14 protein-coding genes are annotated in these 17,335 nt (G+C 60.7%); 1 reads left to right on the top strand and 13 read right to left on the bottom strand.

The features are described 5' to 3' along the window. Positions 1–5: 5 nt before the first annotated feature. The 10 genes from CKW35_RS17935 to CKW35_RS17890 all read right to left on the bottom strand — a co-directional run bounded on the left by CKW35_RS17935 (position 6) and on the right by CKW35_RS17890 (position 11,450). The gene (locus CKW35_RS17935; RefSeq protein ID WP_016489299.1) at positions 6–3,068 is read right to left on the bottom strand and encodes a type IV secretion system protein IcmB/DotO; all 3,063 of its coding nucleotides are present in this window, start codon (positions 3,066–3,068) and stop codon (positions 6–8) included. Between the two features lie 63 nt (positions 3,069–3,131). Beyond that, positions 3,132–3,878, bottom strand: coding sequence for an HNH endonuclease (locus tag CKW35_RS17930; protein ID WP_024717374.1), 747 nt, complete (start codon positions 3,876–3,878; stop codon positions 3,132–3,134). 72 nt (positions 3,879–3,950) lie between these two features. After that, on the bottom strand, positions 3,951–4,331 hold the full coding sequence (locus CKW35_RS17925) for a hypothetical protein (RefSeq protein WP_016489301.1): 381 nt from the start codon (positions 4,329–4,331) through the stop codon (positions 3,951–3,953). A 37-nt stretch (positions 4,332–4,368) separates the two neighbouring features. Continuing rightward, positions 4,369–4,953, bottom strand: coding sequence for a hypothetical protein (locus CKW35_RS17920; protein WP_016489302.1), 585 nt, complete (start codon positions 4,951–4,953; stop codon positions 4,369–4,371). A gap of 14 nt (positions 4,954–4,967) precedes the next feature. Further along, entirely contained in the window at positions 4,968–5,591 is a 624-nt protein-coding gene (locus tag CKW35_RS17915) for a hypothetical protein (protein ID WP_016489303.1), read from the bottom strand. Between the two features lie 10 nt (positions 5,592–5,601). Further along, positions 5,602–7,035, bottom strand: a complete 1,434-nt coding sequence (locus CKW35_RS17910) for a DotG/IcmE/VirB10 family protein (RefSeq protein WP_016489304.1) — start codon at positions 7,033–7,035, stop codon at positions 5,602–5,604. Continuing rightward, positions 7,032–8,045 (bottom strand): DotH/IcmK family type IV secretion protein, encoded by a 1,014-nt coding sequence (locus tag CKW35_RS17905; RefSeq protein ID WP_016489305.1) that lies wholly within the window; start codon positions 8,043–8,045, stop codon positions 7,032–7,034. Before CKW35_RS17905 ends, CKW35_RS17910 begins: the two co-directional genes overlap by 4 nt. A 2-nt stretch (positions 8,046–8,047) precedes the next feature. Next, the gene (locus tag CKW35_RS17900) at positions 8,048–8,812 is read right to left on the bottom strand and encodes a DotI/IcmL family type IV secretion protein (RefSeq protein ID WP_016489306.1); all 765 of its coding nucleotides are present in this window, start codon (positions 8,810–8,812) and stop codon (positions 8,048–8,050) included. Then, positions 8,802–9,068 carry a hypothetical protein gene (locus CKW35_RS17895; RefSeq protein WP_016489307.1) on the bottom strand — a complete coding sequence of 89 codons (267 nt, stop codon included), beginning with the start codon at positions 9,066–9,068 and terminating at the stop codon, positions 8,802–8,804. Before CKW35_RS17895 ends, CKW35_RS17900 begins: the two co-directional genes overlap by 11 nt. Before the next feature lie 849 nt (positions 9,069–9,917). Next, positions 9,918–11,450 carry an MFS transporter gene (locus CKW35_RS17890; RefSeq protein ID WP_016489308.1) on the bottom strand — a complete coding sequence of 511 codons (1,533 nt, stop codon included), beginning with the start codon at positions 11,448–11,450 and terminating at the stop codon, positions 9,918–9,920. Between the two features lie 280 nt (positions 11,451–11,730). Here CKW35_RS17890 and CKW35_RS17885 point away from each other — a divergent pair, with 280 nt between their 5' ends. Next, a complete protein-coding gene (locus CKW35_RS17885; RefSeq protein WP_060518531.1) occupies positions 11,731–12,594 on the top strand; it encodes a LysR family transcriptional regulator in 864 nt (287 codons plus the stop codon). Positions 12,595–12,662: 68 nt separating this feature from the next. On the opposite strand, the gene CKW35_RS17880 is transcribed toward CKW35_RS17885, so the two are convergent. The 3 genes from CKW35_RS17880 to CKW35_RS17870 form a co-directional block, all read right to left on the bottom strand. Next, positions 12,663–14,054 carry an amino acid permease gene (locus CKW35_RS17880; RefSeq protein WP_016489310.1) on the bottom strand — a complete coding sequence of 464 codons (1,392 nt, stop codon included), beginning with the start codon at positions 14,052–14,054 and terminating at the stop codon, positions 12,663–12,665. A gap of 397 nt (positions 14,055–14,451) precedes the next feature. Further along, complete coding sequence (gudD, locus tag CKW35_RS17875) at positions 14,452–15,807, bottom strand: glucarate dehydratase (protein WP_070086784.1); 1,356 nt, start codon at positions 15,805–15,807, stop codon at positions 14,452–14,454. A gap of 19 nt (positions 15,808–15,826) precedes the next feature. Next, positions 15,827–17,179, bottom strand: a complete 1,353-nt coding sequence (locus CKW35_RS17870) for an MFS transporter (protein ID WP_016489312.1) — start codon at positions 17,177–17,179, stop codon at positions 15,827–15,829. Between the last annotated feature and the right edge of the window lie 156 nt (positions 17,180–17,335).

The raw sequence follows: 17,335 nt of genomic DNA, 5'->3' as shown, positions 1-17,335 counted from the left end.
CTCCCTCACACTACGTCTTCGTATGCACTGGCGCTGATGTAGTCAGCGACCAGATCCTTGGCGATGCGCGCAATCACGGACTGCTCCATGTCGTCATCGACGAACTCGACATCCTTGAACGTCTCGCGCTTGAGCCGCTCCACCATGTCCTTGCAGCCACCCGACGGGAAGCGGCGGGCCAGCAATGCGAGTGCGTCCGGGCGCGGCATGTGCTCGTAGAGCATGGTGCGCAGTTTCCGGTCCTCGGCGGTGGTGGTCAGTGCCCACAGGCGCATCGGCCCTGCAGACATGGTGAACAGCTGGCTGTAGGTGGCGTTCTTGGTTTCGAAGCGCGCCAGGAAGGTACAGCCATGCTTGTTGGCCCCGTGCACGAAGTTGACCAGCGCATGCTCCTCGGTGTCGGACAGGCCGATGTTCTTGCGCAGCCAGTCGCGGGTCTCCTTGGTACCCGAGTCGAGGATGAAGGTGGCCGTGGCGATCTTGGTCAGCTGGCCGAAGTCTTCCATCAACTGCGAAGCCAGGATGATCTCCATGTTCCACTTACGGGCCTCACGGCCATCGGTCTGCATCTGCTCCTGCAAGCCCACGTGGCCACCGGTCTTGTGGAATTCGTCCATGCACATGACCTTGTATTCATCCACCAGGTCCGCCACCAGGCGCTCGTAGAATGGCAGGTACTTCTCGGTGAAGAACGGGAAGTCCTCCTTCGAGAAGGCCACCTTCTTCATGAAGCACTGGCGGGCGATCATGTACATCAAGGCCGTCTGCTTTTTCGCCGATGCAGAGCCTTGCAGCGCCACGTCCTGCAGGTCGAGGGCCACGATGCGGGCACTGCCCACGTCAAAGCGGGTGTGATCGGAGAACACCGGGAAGTCACCCACCGCCTCGCGGATACCCAGGATGAAGGCGTCGACCAGGCTACGCCCGACCTCGCCGGACCCCTCGTATTCGGCCCGCACCTCCTCGGTCGACGCCACCGCCACCAGGTCATTGAGGGTTGGCACCGCGTAGCGCTGGGTCACCTCTGCCTCGTACACCATGCCGGCATCGAACATCGCGTCGACCAGCTCCCAGTAGGTGGTCGCCGGAAGAATCCGGAAGCCAAGCTGCGCCACGGCAGTATCCACGACATCGTTGTGCCCCGGCTTGTAGGTTTCCGGGCTGGCCCGCTCGATCTTGTCGTCCTTGCGCCGGTAGGCCAGGTCAACCATCCGGCCGACGAAGTTGCTCATCCCTTCATAGGGTTTTTCGCGCTCGGGCGGCGTCACTAGAATGGTCAGGAAGTTCTTGTTGAACTCACGGTCTTTCGGCAGTGGATAACGTTGGCCCAACGGCGTATCCAGCGGGTTGATGCAGTCTTTCCTGGCATTCTGCAAACGTTTGTACACCACCAGGTGATGAAGCCGGGGGGGCAGGTTGTCGCGCACCAGGTCACAGAAACCGGACGAGGAAATCCCGATGTCGGTGATGCCGATGTAAGGCAGGCCGGTCAGGCCCGGCATCAGGCAGGATTCGAAGTGGTTGTTGTTCATCAGCACCGACTTGCCCGAACCCGGCTTGCCTGCGATCAGCGTGATCCAGGTGGTCTGCTGAGACGAGAAACGCTGGTACTTGAGGATCTTGCCGTCCAGGCTGCGGTAGATGGTCGAACCCTCCTGGAACGGCGAGGCTGGCCGGGTCAGCGGCAGCATGGCCACGGCATCGCCAAGCGGCGCTGCGGCAGGGTCGCCAAGATGCTTGGTGGTCAAGGCCAGGCAGTTGGACTGGAACGCCTGCATCGGGTTGCCGGTACGCTCGATGAACACCGGTTGGCCCCACGACTCCAGCGTGCGCCAGAGCTTCGACTTGCGCAGCGCAAGCTCCTTCACGCCTTTCTCGTCCGGGCTGGCCCAGGTCATGGCGGCAACCTGCAGCTTGACCATGCACTCACCGTCACGCACCCGCTCGCGCAGCTCCTTGGTGGCCAGGTTGATGTTGCGGTTCTGCTCGGAGGTTACCGAAAGCAACTGGGCAAACAGGCTTTTCCAGGCCAGCACGCTCATGCCATCGGACGACAGCATGATCGACACCGAATACGGCAAGGCGCGTGACACACCGTTTTCCTGGGTTTCCGCGCGGTTGAGGCTGTTGAACAGGGTGTTGAAGTATTGCGGCTCTGCCGGTGGAATCGACATCAGCAACGGCGCATACACGCGCGAGCCAACCCGCACGCTGGTAGGGTCGGGCAGCAGACTGGTGCGCTCGCCACTGCCGATTTCAGCCGACGTGACCATGATCTGGCTGGGCAGCGTGGGGTACATGAACTCTGACATGTCCCCACTGCGCTTGCTGGTCTTCCAGCGCATCGGAATGGCGCTGCCCGGAATGTAGGGCTTCCAGGTACGCGGCGTGATGTCGGGGTTCACCTTCGCGCGGATGGCGCGGATTGCTTCACTGACGTCGAGCACATCCGCCGAGCAACCGAACTCGGGGGACGTCAGGTCTTCGGAAATCTTGGTGACAAAGGAAAGGTGGCGGTCCTTGAGGTAGGAAATGGGCCGCAACAGGTTCTGCGCTTCGGCGGTGGCCGGCCATTCCGATGCCTTCCTGAACTCGTTCAGCGCCTCGCGCGCCATCGACCGTTCGGTCTGGTCAAGCAGCGCGGGCCGCGACCAGAACACCAGGTAGCATTCTTCGTCATACACATACTGGGCGTACTTGCTCACGCCCTCGTTGATCAGGTGCCGCACGTTGAGGTTCAACCGCTCGGCAGTTGCTGCCTGCTGCGAGGCGTTCTGCTCCAGCGGCGCAGTCGCATCCAGGTCGCGGCTGAAGACAATCTGCAGGTGATGGCCGCGCACCTTGAAGTACACCGAAAGCGACGCTTCCAGCAGGCTCACCAGGCGCTCGAACTGTTCGCGCCCCAGTACGCTCTTGGTGCCGTTGAAACGTACGATGGACGCCAGTGAACCGTCGTTGGCGACGATGGACTGCCCACCGTCGACCGTTTCAAGGTCGCAATAGTCCTGCACGTCTGCCTTGAGCTGGCTCAGAACCGTCAGGATCACCGCCTCGAGTTTGTTAAACATTTCCTTGTTCTTCCTGTGTAAGGTTCTCAATGGCGAGGCTGATCAGCTCTGCTTCAGGTTGCATCAAGCGAATTGCTTCAGTAGCTGGCCGGTCAATGCCGACCAGTTGCCGGGCAGGAACAAGGCGCGGTTATTGGCCGCGTAATATTCAAGCTGCCCATCCTTGAACGCGCCCTTGGTTGGAAACAGCCGCAGCGGGGCCAACCATTCAGCACGTCTTTCATATTCTTCATCGCTGACAAGTGTTTTGCTTGCGAGGGTTTCTGCCACACTCAATACCGTGATCACTTCTCCGCCGAATACGTCCTTGAGCGTGTCGCCACCGCGAAACTGGAACGCTGCCAACAGGCTGGTCAGTTTCTCGTTGACCGCCCTGTCGCCGAGCAACTCATTGACATAGATGCACCGGGCAATGTTGTTGATCTCGGTTTGTGTCAATTCCTGAACTGCCACGAAAAAACCGGTGCCATTCATGGCGCAGGCACCCAGGTGATGAACCTGGCGGCACAAGTTGCACGCGGTGATCAGGTTGTCCTTGGTGCAATTGTCGGCATTGCCATCCAGTGCATGGAGTTCCTGAAACTTGGCAGACTTGAAACCACAGAAGCGACAGGTGTAATTGTCGCGTTGCCACACCGAAGTGCGCAGTGTGTTGTGCGCTTCACTGAACAGTTTTCGTTGATCATCGTCAGAGCGCCACAGTGGCCGGCGCACGCCGAATACCGGTTGGTTGGCAGTACGGCTGACATAACCACTCGCCAGCGTGGGCACAGTCACTGCCCTGCCCTGCGCAGAGTTTGTTTCGCTCACGTCCGATATCCCCGAAACTGTCTGGAAATTGCGGGGCCTGGCGCCCCGCTTTAGGGTCAGCGGCGCGCAGCCTTAGTTGACCATGGTGTTGCGCATGATCCACATCACGGTGCCGACACCCGCCATCAGGCCACCGATGAACAGGCCGACAATGGCCGACATCGGCTTTTCACGCTCATCCTTCGACGCTTTCCACAGGGTGTACAGCGAAATGGCAACGACCACGAAACCACCAATCGACACCAGCGAGATCAGCAGCGTGGCGCCGCCCTGAGCGGTATTGTCGATGTTGGTCATCACGTCGTCAGCGGTCTTGCCGCCCGAGGTGTCCTGGGTCAGGTCAGTCTTGGTAATGGCAAATGCCGACGGTGCTGCCAGGGCACCGATAACTGCAGTGGTCGCACGAACTTTGGCCGAATCGTAAGCAGCTTTCAGGGTTTTGAGTGCTTTCATGAGTGACGCTCCTTGGGTTTCATATTTCGAAAAGCCGTTACGACCACGGCGTGAAAAGTCCAACCAGATTGAATCCGATTGTGTTGTTGAGTACATCGCTGAACCATTTGAAGTTCCACGCCAGCACACCGCCGATGATCCATCCACTGGCGGTCCCCAGGCCGGCCTGAGTTTGATTGTTGTAATAACCGTTTACCGTCAACCAACCTTTCACCATGGCAATCAGACCGACCACCTGCATGATGCCCAGCAGGGCGAGCGTGGCCAGTTGTGCCTGTTGCTGCAACGTGGTGCCGGTAGAGGAATAGGACAACATGCGCGAGTTGGCATAATCCCCGGTCAACGTTCGCGACATGATCCCCATCCACTCCAGTGTGCCAATGGCCAGCAAAATAGAGCCGATCACCAGTTGCACACAGGCGGAGCCGACAGAAAAACGCTGTCGCCCGGCTACATACTTCAATGCGTTGTCATGGGTAACACCCCAGATTTCAATCAACGCAGCACCTGTCAGGTAAAGACCGATAAGTGCGGCAATACCCTGGCACATCATGATCGCCGTCGGGATTACTTTCCCGATATTGACCAATACATCTACTAGATCGGCAAATCCGGCCGCCATGGCAACGTCCTTGTTTAAAGAGCGGGTGAAGTCACTACAATACCGCTGTCGCGATCAACTGAAAGCACCTTCAATTCGCGCTGCACCGGTGGCAACGTGTCGCCGGCCTTTACGCTGTCTTCACTCTCACCATTCTTCACCCAGGCCCGGTGCCCGACCACGGCCTGCACTTTGTAGCCACTCGATTGCGGAATCGGGTGAGCGCTTCTGGCGTACCCCTGCGACGCGGCAGGTGCTGGCGCCCTGCGCGGCGGCTTGACGATTTCCACACGCTGACGGTTCTGCTCGTAGCTGTTCATGCGCTGGGCCAGCTGGGACATGCTGTTATCCAGGTTCTTGATCTGGCTCAGCAGCAGCTGGGTATTGCGCTGCGATTCCTCACGCACGATCTTCAGTTGCTTTTCACTGTTCTCCTGGGCTTGCAGGGCCGCTTGCGCCTGCTCCCTGGACTTGGCCAGCTCGATGCTCAGCACATCCATGCGTGGCTGTTGTGCCGACTGAGCCTGGATTTGCGCTGTGCGCTTGGCCTTGGCGACCGGCGACGAGGAGGCCTTGATCACGACCACGGCGACCACGATCAGCGCCACGAAGCTACCGGCAAAAACGCCTATGAGTTTTCCGAATGACCAGTTCTTCATGTCGAACTCCTTATCGAGATTGATCGTGAACGTCTTGCAGGAAGAACAGGCCAAAGCCTTTGTTCGCAGGTGTTGCGTAGGTAGCCGGACGGTTGAACCCACGGCGTACTTCCGACGCGATCGCGGTACCCATCTCGCCCACCGACGAACCGATGACCTGCTTGGTCGAAGGCTCGGTCGTGGTCTGGGCCACTACACCGCTGGGGCTGATGATCGTGGTACCTGCCGTCTGCTGGTAAGCCCGACCGTAGCCAGACAGCAGCGAGGCAGCCCCCAGGGCGAAGTAGCGCTCCATGGTGTGGTGGTCCTTGGTCTCGGCAATACCCTGCTTGGCATCATCCTCTCGCAGCGCCACGGCGCTGATGCGCATGGTCGGGCGGGAATCGTTCACCGGTGGCGCCAGAATGGTGAATTTCACACGGATGTTGTCCGGCGCCTGTTCGATCTTGCCGATCAGCTTGGAGCCGTTCCATTTGCCGCCACGAATGGTTGCCAGCACGTCGCCGCCGTCGTCGGTGTTGACCTCCGCATCCAGCGTGGCGTACATGATGGTACCGGTCTTGATGAGCAACTCCCGGTCGGTGTCACCCACGGCCTCGATGTCGTTGGGGTCCTTCTTGTTCTTGTCGTTGCCGGCACGCAACACGCCATCACGTTCGCTGCTGCCAGCACGCTCGGTCGGGTAATAGCTGACCGTGCTGAAGCTGCTTTTTTCGGCGAAGCCTTTTGCGCTTTCAGACTCACCCATCAGTTGCTTGATCGACTTGAGCGTCTCGGCCTTGAGCTCGTTGACGTACAGGTCGCGCTGCTGCTCGGCCTTTTTCAGCTGCTCTTCCAGGCGCAGGCGTTCCTGTTCATCAGACTGTGCGTTGCTCGCGCCGGCGCGCTGGTTCTGGGCGGCCTCGCGGGGCGGCTGCCCCGCCCCGACATAGATCGGCGGCGGCTGCATGCTGGCATCGTTGTACGGCTGCCCGGGCACATTGAACTGGGCATTCTGGCCACGGGCAGCATCCCTGCCGGTGGACTGAACGATATTGGGGTCGAAGCCAGGCTGGTACGACATGCCGCGCTCGGCAGCCTGCTCGGCCTCCAGCGAGCTTCGCTGGTTGCGACGCTCCGCCTCGGCAGCGGAAATAGGGTCGACCGACACCTCGGGCTGCGGTGCACGCGGGACATCCACCGTAGAGGCCTTGCCGACAGGTTCGTCCTTGCTGGTCATGCCGTTGTAGGCCAGCGCCCCCAGCGCAAGCACCACCAGGCCGGCCGCGATCAGCGACACCTTGCCCACACCGGAACCGAACACGGCGTGCAGATTGCGCTGCATCTCATCGGACTTGCGCGCCTTCTTCACGTGCGAGCCAGCCGGCCCGTCGCGGTCGGCTACCAGGTGCTCGTCCTCTTCATCGAAGCCCGAGTCGTTCGGCGGCATGTTGTGATCACTCATTGCAGATTCCCTTGCTCGATGAAGACGGTTACGGCTTGCCCGCCAGTCGTGAACGTGACGCTGTTCTGCAGGCCCGCGTAGCGATACACCGCCACACCGGTGGTGCTTCGCGCAGCGTTGGTGTAGGCCGGGTATTGCGCATCAGCCTTGGCTTTCACGTACATGTTCGGGCCATAGCTCCAGGCCTCGACGCCCTCCAGCCCGGTCACCTTCAGGCGATTGGCCTCTTTCGGCGGCACACCATCCAGGAAGTAGGTCAGCGCATCATCGATACCCGGCATCCTCAGCATTGCCACAGAAGCCGCAGCATCCGGATTACGCCCGGGTACCTTCGCATCCACGCGCATGTCCACTTCTTCCTGGCCGGCAGCCAGGATCAGGATGATGGGCGTGGCCAGCCCGCGCAGGGTGACGGTGACGTTGCCGTAGGCCGCCGCTGTGGCGGGGTCCAGGGTGAGGATGTTGGTCGGTGCGGCAGTGCCGTTCTGTCCGTTCTGACCGCCTCGCTCGCGCCCGTCGCTGAAGAGTTCGCGGTTGATCGACACGTTCTGAATCATCCATGGCTGCCCGGCATAGTCGGAGAACACGATCGACGACTGCTGCCCCTTGCTCAGGCGAACGATGGGTGGCGACACGCCCGGGTCCAGGTTCAGTGCAAGCGTGCGGGTCACAGGTTTGGCCGGGCTTATGTAGGCCGTGGCTTTCTGCTTTTCACGCTCCAGCCATAGCTGCTTGATCAGCTCTACCTGCGACGACGTCAGCTGCGAATCCTGAACGTCCTGTACCGTGTCGCTGATGACATCTTCCGGCCGCGGGTAGACCACTTGAGCAACACTGGATACTTGCCGGCCCAGGCCATTCATCGGTGGCTGGGGCGGAGCTTCGCCAGCTTGCGTCGCGCCAATCTGCCCCATGCCACCCTGGGCGGCCGGCGCTTCTGGCGCCTCGTTGGCAAATGCCGGCATGGCGATAGCGCTCGCAAGCAACGATGCGATCAGATGCTTCTTCATGGTCACTTCCTTGAGGTGTACGGCGACAGCTGAACAGAATCGACGGCGATGCCTTTGGTGTTGGTGGCCGAAGCGGGGATCTGGACGATGGTTACGGCTGCGAGGAAATCCTGGCGCGAGCGTGCTTGCTGATCACCGCCGACATAGAACTCGATGGCAATCGGCACCTGTACCACCCAGTAGTTCTGCCCGCTCGCCAGCACACCGCTTTCTTCGACCTGGGCCACCTGGGTGGCCATGGCCCGCAGGATCATCCGCCCCTTGAGCACGCGCTCCAGGTTGCCTGAATCGTCAAGCGTCTTCAGGAAGGCCTTGCGCCCCTCATCGGTGTACCAGCGCGCACCTGCGGCATTGAGGTTGGAGCGGTAGTTCACATAGTCGTAGGAGTACGAGTTGACCACCGCATCCTTGGCGTACTCGGCCAGCGTCGCAGGGGTGACGCGCGGGTTGCTTTCAGTGGAGACTTCACAGATGGCATGGTTGTCAATCGTCGGAATCCAGCGGTACTTCGGGTACCAGAACACCACCGCCGCGATGGTTACGCCGAACACGCAAGTCAGGGCCAGCAGCTGCCCCCAGACGCGCTTGTTACGGCGCTTGAGATCCAGGCACTCCAGCTGCAGACGCTTGACTTCCCTGACGGTGGCTGCGGCCTCACCGGGCGTTTCGTCCAGTGCCAGCTCCAGCAGCTTTTCTTCATCGGTGCCCCGCCGGGCCTGCGGCGCATCACCATCAGGGGTTCCGTGTTGGGTTTCCTTACTCGACATTGCGGATTTCCCCTGTCGTTCCGTCGTAAATGCAAATCGAGTCGGTTCCGTCATAGAACACGACATTTTCAAAATTCGTTTGCGTCACCAGCCAGATGGCGGCCACCGCTACACAAGGCAGCAAGCCGATGCAGGCCCACTCCCCGATATCCAGCAAAACACCCAGCAACCGGTTGTAGCGTCGTAGCGCGCGAACATCCACATCCTCGCCCGCACCGCTGCCCCATGACGTTGTGGTTGGTCCCAGTTCGTCCATATCTCGCTCCATGAAGCAGCATTTTCATCCAAGACTTAGAAATGTGCAACAGCGAAATTTTGACAGATTGGGTTAATACCTGCAATCCGCGACGCATTTCTGCACACCCATGTAAAAGCTTTTGACGCTAAATACCCAAAATCAAAGCGGGGCGCCGGCCAATACGGCCACGCCAAAATCAGGGCTATAGCCCTGATTACACTGAGGAAATCAACGAATTAGGTGGTGTTTACTGCACCTCGCCGGCATGCACAACAGCGCTGACCGGCCTACTCTAAAAAATTACCGTCGACCTATATTTTCGATGTGCAAAACCTGACCATTCGGACATTTAAAATGGCTGAAGTCAGCGGTCGGAAAAATGTGCGAAAAGCCCTGAAGGCCACGTAAACCGTGATCTCCAGCACCTGATCAGGAAGATCGGCAGGGTTGATGGCGGGGTTTGCAGCGTATCCTCCATGACAAACCTGAATCTTGGTCCAGCCCTCCTCCGTGAGTATCCATAGAACTGAGCGCTACTTTTACTAAAACCCTTGTAAAACAAGGGATAAATCCATTTTTAAGCCACACACCAAACAGTAGATTGCGGCAACCGCTGGCGGAATCGCCCGATGCTCAAGGGCGGTTTCTTCTACCCAAGGTACTGCCTTGGTATGGCGAAAACGTGATTTTCCACCATCTACACAGTTTTGTGCGATAGCGGCTTTTTGCCATCAGGACGGCAGATGGTGCTCATTGCACTTTGGCATCACTCAACAGGCCCGCAATCAATGACATTCGCCGTTCGAAATAGTTGAGGGCCCGGGAGAAATAATTGCAAAACGCTATCCTGTAACGCCGCGTGAGGGCTCACGCACCGTGCTCTGCCCACGCCTCCAGCTGCACTGGCGGGCGGCTCAGCAACACACCCACCACAATGGCAAACACCATGGCGGCAATGCCTGCGACGTGCAGCACGCTCTCAAAACCACCGATGAACGCCTGCCGAGCCAAGGGAGCAACCTCGGCACGCAAGGCGGGATCCAGCATGGCCAACGCGGCGGCCAGGTCACCGGCAGCCACTCGCGTGGCCATCGCTGTAACTTCTCCCAGGTGCGCTGGGGCCACCACTGCCATCGCCTCCTTCATCAACTGGCCGGTACGGGCGGCCAGCACTGCGCCCAGTACACCTATTGCCAGCACGATCGCGCCGAACCGCGTGGTGGTGCTCAGCCCCGACGCCATGCCAGTACGCTCACGGGGCACACAGGCCATGATGTTCTTCTGCGTATCGCCATTGAGCAGCCCGGCGCCCGCACCTAGCACCAGGCTGGCCACTGCAAACGCGCTGTAGCCGCCATGGTTTGCAGCCCAGGCACACAACAGGTTGCCTACCCCCACCAGCATCAGCCCAAGCGCAAACACCTGCGCAGCGCTGCAGTGCGCGGCCAGGCGCATGCCAACCCGCGGCATCAGCAGCATGGCCACGGCGAATGGCAACATGCCCGCACCCGCGGCCAGGGCCGACAGCTGCAGGCCGTTCTGCAGGTACAACGGCAGCAGGGTCATCATCACCTGGGCGCAAGCGGCGTAGGCGAACATGCCCAGCAAGGCACCGACGAAACGCGCACTGCGCATCAGCCGCAGGTCGATCATTGGCCGCTGCTGGCTGCGCTCGACCATGACGAACACGCCGAACAGGAAGGCGCTGATCACCAGCCTACCTAGCGTTTGCGCACTGCCCCAGCCCACCTGGCTGGCATCGATCATCGCCCAGATCAGGTAACCCAGGCCGCCGGCGAAAGTCAGGCTGCCCCATGGGTCGAGCCGGGCCGCCGCACTGTCGCGAGACTCATCGACGCTGTACAGCACCATGACCGCGAGCACTGCCACCAACGGCAGGTTGATGTAGAAGATCCAGCGCCAGCCCAAGGTACTGGCGATTATCCCGCCCAACAGCGGCGCGAAGGTGATGGTGGCACCCATGCAGGCACCCCAGAAGGCCCAGGCGCGCATGCGTTCCTGCGGCTCATGAAAGCGGTTGCCGATGGCGGCCAGTGCCGAGGTCAGCAACAACGCTGCCCCCACACCCTTGGCGGCCCTGGCCATGTCAAGGAACAACAGGCTTGGCGCTGCACCACAAGCCAACGAAGCGATGCCGAACAGCACCAGGCCGAGCAGCAGCATGCGCCGCCTGCCGAAGCGGTCGGCCAGGCTACCGGCAGGCAGCAGGCAGGCAGCAAAAGCCAGCAGGTAGGCGCTGACCACCCACTCGATATCGGCGAACGAGCCCGCCAGGTCACGGGCGATACTGGGCAGACTGACCGCGACGATGTTGGTGTCGAGAATGATCAGAGCGCAGACCAAGGAGGCAGTGAGCAGGGTGAAACGTGCAGAGGGCATGATAAGGCTCCGGAAGCAGAGCGGGTTGGCTTGGCGGTACGGTCAAATTGCAGCATCGCCGGGGGCTGCTTTGCAGCCCATCGCAGGCAAGCCAGCTCCCACAGGTTTTGCCTAACCTTCGCGAGCGGTGCAGCCCCCTGCAAAGCAGTGCCCGGCTATTCCACAAGCGGCCTTTACCCCCAAGCCACCAGCCTTGTAGTGTTGGCCTCAACCATAACGCCGCCAACCCAAAGCGTTGTTAGCCCCGGCGGCCTGCGTCATTACCCTGTAGGTAACACCCATGGAAATCCGCCATTTCCGCTATTTCCTCTGCGTCGCCCGTCACGGTCATTTCACCCGTGCCGCCGAGCAACTGGGGATCGCCCCGCCCACTCTCAGCCGCCAGATCCAGGACATGGAGCGCGAACTGGGCGTACGCCTGTTCGAGCGCAGCCAGCGCGAGGTCAACCTGACCGCCGCCGGCCAGGCATTGTTGATCGAGGCGGAGCACGCCGTGCGTCAGTTCGATGCGGCGCAACTGGGCGCACAAAAGGCCGCCCGTGGCGAAAGCGGGCGTATCGAACTGGGCTACGTGGCTTCAGCCGCCTACTCGGGCATGCTCCAGCAGCAAGTCAGCCGCTACAGCGAAACCTGCCCTGGCGTGCGCCTGAATATCCGTGAACTGCCCATGGCCGAACTGCCCGGCATGGTCCGCGACGGCTTGCTCGACCTTGCCTACGTGCGCTCACCGATGGAGCTGCCTGACGAACTGGAAGCCATCGCCTTGCACCAGGAAGGTTTCGTCCTCGCCCTGCCCGCCAGCTCGCGTATCAACGAAATGCCGCAGATCCCGGCCTCGCGCCTGGCCAACGAATCCTTCATCCTGCCCGAGCAAATTTCCGGCACGCTGGAAGTGGCCGCGCAAGGTGGTTTCGTCCCCAGGCTTGGCCCACAACCCGGCAGCCTGGTGGCAGTGATTACCTTGGTATCACTGGGGCAAGGCGTTGCCGTCGTCCCGGAATCGGTGGTGCAGCGCATCAACCTGCCACAGGTGAATTACCGGCGGGTCGTCGATTGCCAAGCTAGCTCGTGGCTAAGCCTGGTTCACCGGCGCTTCGAGAAAGCGCCGGCGGTGATGAGGTACATCGAGATGATGACGGCCTGACCGTCGCCCTGAAAAACAAAGGGCACCCATCCTCGGGTGCCCTTCGCCCTACCGCCAGGTGAACTGAATCACCCCATCGACCGCGCCCCCACAGGTTGCACATGGCCGCGCGAGGTAACGATCCCCAGGAAGGAAATCACGATCGCCAGGCCCAACGTAGAACTTACCTCTACCCGGTGCTCGGGCGTGTACATCATCACCGCCAAGGCCCCGGCAATGAAGATGATCACCGCCCAGGTCAGGTACGGGAACAGCCACATGCGGAACTTCAGCTCGGTGTTCTCCCGCTCCAGGCGGCGGCGCATGCGCAGCTGCGAGATGGCGATGACCATGTACACCAGCAGGGCGATGGCCCCAGAGCTGGCCAGCAGGAACTCGAACACCCCCTTTGGCGCGAAGTAGTTGAGAACGGCGATAGCTGCCCCGATCAGGGTACTGCCAAACACGGCAGCGCGCGGTACGCCAACCTTGGAGGTCTTGTTGAGGAAGGCCGGGGCGTCACCGCGCTTGGCCAGGGAATACATCATCCGCGAAGCAATGTAGATCGACGAGTTCATGCAACTGGTCACTGCCACCAGCACCACCAGGTCGACCATGAACGCTGCGTTGGGAATGTTCATGATTTCCAGCGCACGCTGGTATGAGCCCACCACTGCCAACTGCGGATCGTTCCACGGTACCACCGAGATGATCACGAAGATCGACAGGATGTAGAAGGTGCTGATACGCCAGATCACCGAGCGGGTGGCTTTGGCGATGTTGCGCGACGGGTCGCTGGACTCGGACGCGGCGATGGTCACTGCCTCGGTGCCGATGAAGCTGAACATCACGGTGATGAACGCACCCACCACCGCCGACCAACCTTTCGGAGCGAAGCCGCCATATTCAGCCATCAGCCCGCTCAGGCCGCTGACCTCGCGGTTAGGCAACCAGCCCATCAACGCGGCAAAGCCCAGGCCGATGAAACCCAGAATCGCCGTAACCTTGAGGATGGCGAACCAGAACTCGAACTCACCGTATTTGGCCACGCTGAACAGGTTGGTGCAGGCCAGCAGCAGCACCGAAGCCAGCGCGAAGATCCAGCTGTCCACCTGCGGGAACCAGGCATTCAACACATGCCCGGCAGCCAGCGCTTCGATAGGGATCACCAGTACCCAGAACCACCAGTACAGCCAGCCAATGGTGTAACCGGCCCAGCGGCCGATGGCCTGGTCGGCGTAGGTGGAAAATGACCCGGTATCAGGGTGTGCCACGGCCATTTCGCCGAGCATGCGCATGACCAGTACCACCAGGGTTCCGGCCACGAAATAAGAAACTATGGTAGCTGGCCCGGCCGCCGCGATGGCGTGGCCAGAGCCTACGAAAAGTCCGGCGCCGATGATGCCGGCGATGGACAGCATCGTTACATGACGAGGCTTGAAACCTTGTGCAAGGTTGCCATCAGATCCCACGGTGCTCATTGATGTTGTTCTCTTTTTGCTGACACAAGGATGGACGGGCAGGTGTAGGCGAAAATATCTCCTTTCAAATCAGTAAGTCGACAGGTTGCTCGCGCGCTGTTGTTGATCTTTGGCGCGCATCACAGAGCAACATGTCCGTGCGGTTCGGGCTTCATTTAAGCCTTGCAGGGCTGCGGGAAATTACACGAGAACGCCCCGGAACTGTTCGATCACGACAGGGCAGTTCCATTACCGCCAGATGTCGCGAATGGCATGCCCGATCGCGCCACCTCGCCATCTGGAGCTTTTGTTTTTCATCTGGATGTGGGTTGCCAGTGCCGGCCCAGGCGATTTCAGCTACTCACAAAAAAGCCCCGGTCACCCGGGGCTGTCTTTGCACTGCGGGCCTGTAACCGCCTCAACGCACCAGGCAAGGCCGCTTGTGATCGAAGCGCCAGCCCGGGATCAGAAACTGCATCGCCACGCTGTCATCCCGCGCCCCCAGCCCCATGTTGCGGTAGCACTCATGGGCCTTGGCCAACTGGTCCTCATCCAGCTCCACCCCCAGCCCCGGCCGGGCCGGGACCCGCACATGCCCGTCGACAATGCGCAGCGGCTCACGGGTCAGGCGCTGGCCGTCCTGCCAGATCCAGTGGGTGTCGATTGCGGTGATCTCGCCCGGCGCCGCCGCCGCCACCTGGGTGAACATCGCCAGCGAAATGTCGAAGTGGTTGTTCGAATGCGAACCCCAGGTCAGCCCCCAGTCATTGCACATCTGCGCTACCCGCACCGAGCCCTGCATGGTCCAGAAGTGCGGATCGGCCAGCGGAATATCCACTGCCTGCGACTGGATCGCATGGCCCATCTGCCGCCAGTCGGTGGCAATCATGTTGGTGGCGGTGGGCAGGCCGGTGGCACGGCGGAACTCGGCCATCACCTCACGGCCCGAGTAACCGTTCTCGGCGCCGCAGGGGTCTTCGGCATAGGCCAGTACGTGATGCTTGTCGCGACACAGGGCAATGGCCTCTTTCAGTGACCAGGCGCCGTTAGGGTCAAGGGTGATACGGGCTTCGGGGAAGCGCTCGGCCAGCGCCGTCACTGCTTCCATCTCCTCTTCGCCACGCAGCACACCGCCCTTGAGCTTGAAGTCGCTGAAGCCATAGCGCTGCTCGGCCGCTTCGGCCAGACGCACCACCGCTTCCGGGGTCAAGGCCTTCTCGTGGCGCACGCGGAACCAGTCGTCATCGGCATCGGCCTCATTGCGGTAGGCCAGGTCGGTGTGTTGACGGTCGCCGATGTAGAACAGGTAACCCAGCATCTTCACCGCATCGCGCTGCTGCCCCTCGCCCAGCAAGGCCGCCATAGGCACGTTGAGGTGCTGGCCAAGCAGGTCGAGCAGTGCCGACTCGATGGCCGTTACCGCATGCACGGTAATGCGCAGGTCAAACGTCTGCAGGCCGCGACCAGCCGAGTCACGGCTGGCAAAGGTCTGGCGCATGGCATTGAGCACGCGCTGGTAGTGGCCGATCGGCTGGCCCAGCACCAGGTTGCGGGCGTCTTCCAGGGTCTGGCGAATGTTTTCACCGCCAGGCACCTCGCCCAGCCCGGTATTGCCAGCGCTGTCGCGCAGCACTACCACGTTGCGGGTGAAATACGGGCCATGGGCGCCACTGAGGTTCAGCAGCATGCTGTCATGGCCGGCCACGGGAATAACGCGCAGGTCGGTGACCACCGGAGTGCTGGTATGAACGGCGGGATTGGTCTGCATAGTCATGATTGTTGTCTCGCAGTCATCAGTGGGTATGGCCCAGGGCCGAGGGGGCCTTGAGGTCATCGGTAGGGGCGCCCTTGGGGCGAGTGCGTACAAAGAAGATGGCAATGGCCGCCAGCACCGAGGTCACGGCCAGGCCGTACAGCCCACCCTGGATCGAACCGGTCTGCTGCTCCAGCAGGCCGAAGGTGGTGGGGGCAACAAAGCCGCCGAGGTTGCCGACCGAGTTGATCAGGGCGATCACTGCCGCCGCGATGCGGGCATCCAGGTAACCCTGCGGGATCGGCCAGAACAGTGACGATGCCGACTTGAACCCGATGGCCGCGAAGCACACGGCGACAAAGGCGAACACCGGCCCACCGGTGGTGGACATGAACATGCCGATGGCGGCGACCAACAGGGCACCGGCTACCCAGGCCTGCTGGAACTTCCAGCGCGCAGAACCAGCGGCAAAGGCGTACATGGCCAGGATCGAGATCAGCCACGGGATCGAGTTGAAAAAGCCGACCTGCAGGTCGCTGAGGTCACCCATGCGCTTGATGATGCTAGGCAGCCAGAAGGTGGCAGCGTAGATGGTCAACTGAATGCAGAAGTAGATCACGCAGAACAGCACGATCTGGCGATCCTTGAGCAGGGTCCAGGCCGATGCCTTGACTGTACCAACGGCTTCACGCTCACGTTGCTCACGGTCGATGGCGGCCACTAGCGCGTCCTGCTCGGCCTGGCTCAACCACTTGGCATCTTGCGGCTTGGAATCCAGCCAGAAAAACACGAAGAAGCACAGTGCAACCGAGGCCATGCCTTCGATGAACAGCATCCACTGCCAGCCATGCATACCCAGGCCCTGAATCTGCATCAACGCCCCGGCCAGCGGCCCGGAAATCAGCGAAGCCAGCGCCGAACCGCTGAGGAAGATGGCAATCGCCTTGCCGCGCTCGGCGCCTGGCAGCCAGCGGGTGAAGTAGTAGATCACCCCAGGGAAGAAGCCCGCCTCGGCAACCCCCAGCAGAAAGCGCAGCACGTAAAACTGGGTTTCGTTTTGCACAAAGGCCATGGCCGTGGCTACCAAGCCCCAGGTGAACATGATGCGGGTCAGCCAAAGCCGCGCCCCCACCTTTTGCAGCAACATGTTCGAAGGCACTTCGAACAACGCATAACCAATGAAGAACAAGCCGGCGCCAAAGCCATAGGCCGCAGCGCTGATGCCCAGGTCGCTTTCCAGGTGCGGGCGGATGAAACCGATATTGACGCGGTCGAGGTAGTTGACGATGAACATGATGACAAACAGCGGCAGGACATGACGCTTGACCTTGGCCACGGCACTGGCCAAGGCGTCACTGTCGTGCCGGGCAGACGGAGTGAGGGTGTCGTTCACTTGCAAATCTCCCACTAATTGTTTTTGTGCGGGTCTGGGTTGTCTGACATGGCAGTGGGGATGAGCATATGCGTGGCGATGTTGTACGACAAGATCAACAATGTCGGTAAAAAAGCAAAATACAAGCTGTCATAATGTAAACATGCTGCGATCTTT

Origin of the sequence: Pseudomonas sp. Irchel 3F3, from assembly GCF_900187545.1 — a bacterium.
GTDB lineage: Bacteria > Pseudomonadota > Gammaproteobacteria > Pseudomonadales > Pseudomonadaceae > Aquipseudomonas > Aquipseudomonas fortuita.
Note: the sequence above shows the minus strand (reverse complement) of the source record. Positions and strands in the feature narration are given on the sequence as shown.